This is a genomic window from Sulfitobacter sp. HI0129, from assembly GCF_001635395.1.
GTDB lineage: Bacteria > Pseudomonadota > Alphaproteobacteria > Rhodobacterales > Rhodobacteraceae > Sulfitobacter.
Map to the genome: position 1 here is coordinate 1 of NZ_LWGH01000619.1, position 2,981 is coordinate 2,981.

Below are 2,981 nucleotides of genomic sequence, written 5' to 3' on the forward strand. Positions count from 1 at the left end.
GCGTTCATCGCCGTCTGGGCCGCGCCCAGCGAACAGGCCGAGATATTGAGCCGCCCGCCATCGAGCCCCATCATCGCGTATTTGAATCCCTTGCCCTCTTCGCCCACGAGGTTCCCGGCGGGGATCACGCAGTCGTCGAATTGCACCTGTGCGGTGGGTTGGCTGCGCCAGCCCATTTTGTCCTCGAGGCCGCCAAAGCTCAGCCCTTCGGTGCCGTCCTCGACATAGACGCAGGATACCCCCGCCGCGCCACCGTCGGAGGTACGGACCATGGCGACATAGGCATCCGAATAGCCGCCGCCCGAGATGAAGGCCTTGGTCCCGTTCAGGCGGTATCCGTCGTTGGTGCGTTCGCATTTCGTCTTGAGTGCTGCGGCGTCCGAGCCCGACCCGGGTTCGGTCAGGCAATAGGACAGCACCGTTTCCATCGACAGCACGCCCGGCATGATCCGCTCTTTCAACGCGTCATCGGCGAAGGAATCGAGCATCTTGGCGCACATGTTATGGATCGACAGGAAGGCGGCAACCGAAGGGCAGGCCATCGACAGCGCCTCGAAGACCAGCGTCGCGTCGAGCCGGCTCAGCCCCGAGCCGCCCGCGTCCTCCGACACGTAAAGCCCGCCGAACCCCAGTTCGGCAATGCGCGGCCAGAGATCCTTGGGTATGGTGCCTTCGGCTTCCCACTGGCGGGCATATGGCGCGATATGTTCCTGCCCGAAGGCATGGGCCATGTCGAAGATTGCGGTCTGTTCCTCGGTCAATGCGAAATCCATCGCGGTCCTCTCCCTTGGTCGCTCCGCTCTAATTGAACGGTTGTTAAATTTGTAACAGCGGCCCTCCCGCGGGACAAGCTGTCAGAGGTCGGCGTGAAACTCCTCGATCAGGTGGCGCACGATGGCGGGGCCACGGTCATCTTCGGGCGCGCGGGCGGCGACGGCGCGCTGGCGGCTGGCGCTGGTGCCATTTGCTATGACATCGCGCAGCGCACAGATCTCATCCAGACACCCCAGCGCCTCTGCGTCTTCGGCCAGCAGCGATACGAGTTCATCGAACAATTCGTCAAAAGGCCTGAGCGCCCGCTCGCCGAAATCGATCAGCCCTTCGGTCACGCCATAGCGCTGCGCCCGCCAGCGGTTTTCCGAGATCAGGAACCGGTCATATTCGCGCCAGCGCAGGTTGCGGTCGCGCAGCCGCATCAGCATGCGCATGATCGCCTGCGTCAGCGCAGCCAGCCCCAACGTATGTTCCAGCCGGGGCTGGGTGTCGCAGATCCGGCTTTCCAGTGTGGGGAACTGATGCGAGGGGCGCAGGTCCCACCAGATCTTGGAGGTGTCCTCGATCACGCCGAGGTCGATCAGGGTGCCGGCGGTGCGCTGATATTCCGCCCAACTGTCGAAGCGCGGCGGCAGGCCGGTGCGCGGCATGTTGTCGAAGATCGACAGTCGGTAGGAGGCCAGCCCGGTATCGTCCCCCTGCCAATAGGGGGAGGAGGTGGACAGCGCCAGCAGATGCGGCAGGAAGTACGAAAACTGCGGCATCAGATCGACGCGCAGGGCTTCGTCCTCCACCCCGACATGCACGTGCATCCCGCAGATCAACATGCGCCGTGCCACGAGCGCCAGTTCCGATTCCAGCGACTCGTAGCGTTCCTTGTCGGTGGTGTCCTGCTGCTTCCAGTCCGAAAACGGATGGCAGGAGGCGGAGATCGGCACGAGGTTGAAGCGTCCTGCCACCTCGGACACGGTGCTGCGCAACCGGCGGAGTTCTTCCCGTGCCGAGGCGACATCGCCGCAGACCTGCGTGCCGATCTCGATCTGGCACTGCATGAATTCCGGGCTCACCTGATCTTCGAGCGCGTGTTTGCAGGCGTCCATCAGCGCGTCGGGCGCGGCACAGAGCGCCAGCGAATCCTTGTCCACCAACAGGTATTCTTCTTCGATGCCTATGGTGAATTCAGATTGCATGGCGGGGCCTCCGGGGTCGGGGCCCCGCCGGTCTTGCTTGGACGGGCGGCGGGGCCGGTTCAGGTCATTCCATCACGGGGATGGAAAATTCGCCGCCTTCCTTGATGCCGCTGGGCCACCGGGCCGTCACGGTCTTGGTGCGGGTGTAGAATTTGAACGCATCCGGGCCGTGCTGGTTCAGATCGCCGAAGACCGATTTTTTCCAGCCGCCGAAGGTGTGGTAGGCCAGCGGCACCGGGATCGGCACGTTGATGCCCACCATCCCGATGTTGATGCGGTTGGCAAAGTCACGGGCGGCGTCGCCGTCGCGGGTGAAGATCGCGGTGCCGTTGCCGTATTCATGGTCCATCGCGAGGCCGAGCGCCTCTTCATAGGTCTTGGCACGCACGCAGGTCAGCACGGGGCCGAAGATTTCCTGCGTGTAGATGTCCATGTCCTTGGTGGCGCGGTCAAAGAGGTGCGGGCCGATGAAATAGCCGTCCTCGTAGCCCTGAAGCTTGAAGTCGCGTCCGTCGACGACCAGTTCGGCGCCCTGATCGATGCCCGTCTGCACAAGCCGTTCGATATTGGCCTTGGCCGCCGCGGTCACGACGGGGCCGTAATCCACATCATTGCCGGCGGTGTAGGGCCCGACCTTCAGCTTTTCGATCCGCGGGACCAGCTTTTCGATGAGCCGGTCGGCGGTTTCCTCACCGACCGGGACGGCGACCGAGATCGCCATGCAGCGTTCGCCTGCAGCACCATAGCCCGCGCCCACCAGCGCGTCGGCGGCCTGATCCATGTCGGCGTCGGGCATGACGATCATGTGGTTCTTGGCGCCGCCGAAGCACTGCACGCGTTTGCCGTTGGCGCAGCCCGTCGCATAGATGTATTCGGCAATCGGGGTGGAGCCGACGAAGCCGATGGACTGGATGACATCGTCGTGCAGGATCGCGTCGACGGCTTCCTTGTCGCCGTTGACCACCTGCAGGATGCCCTTGGGCAGGCCCGCTTCCTCGGCCAGTTCGGCCAGCATCA

General features: G+C 63.9%; 3 protein-coding genes. All 3 read right to left on the bottom strand.

The window, feature by feature from the left end; all coding sequences use genetic code 11:
• The coding region (locus A3764_RS16170) for an acyl-CoA dehydrogenase family protein (protein ID WP_067951774.1) at positions 1 to 773 on the bottom strand (773 nt) is incomplete at its 3' end.
• Positions 774 to 854: 81 nt separating this feature from the next.
• Positions 855 to 1,964 carry a carboxylate-amine ligase gene (locus tag A3764_RS16175; protein ID WP_067951775.1) on the bottom strand — a complete coding sequence of 370 codons (1,110 nt, stop codon included), beginning with the start codon at positions 1,962 to 1,964 and terminating at the stop codon, positions 855 to 857.
• 64 nt (positions 1,965 to 2,028) lie between these two features.
• On the bottom strand, positions 2,029 to 2,981 hold a 953-nt coding region (locus A3764_RS16180), incomplete at its 5' end, for an aldehyde dehydrogenase family protein (RefSeq protein ID WP_150122236.1).

Bases quoted from the DNA above. Each gene is read 5' to 3' on its own strand.
- A3764_RS16175 (WP_067951775.1), bottom strand. From the start codon at position 1,964: ATGCAATCTGAATTCACCATAGGCATCGAAGAAGAATACCTGTTGGTG.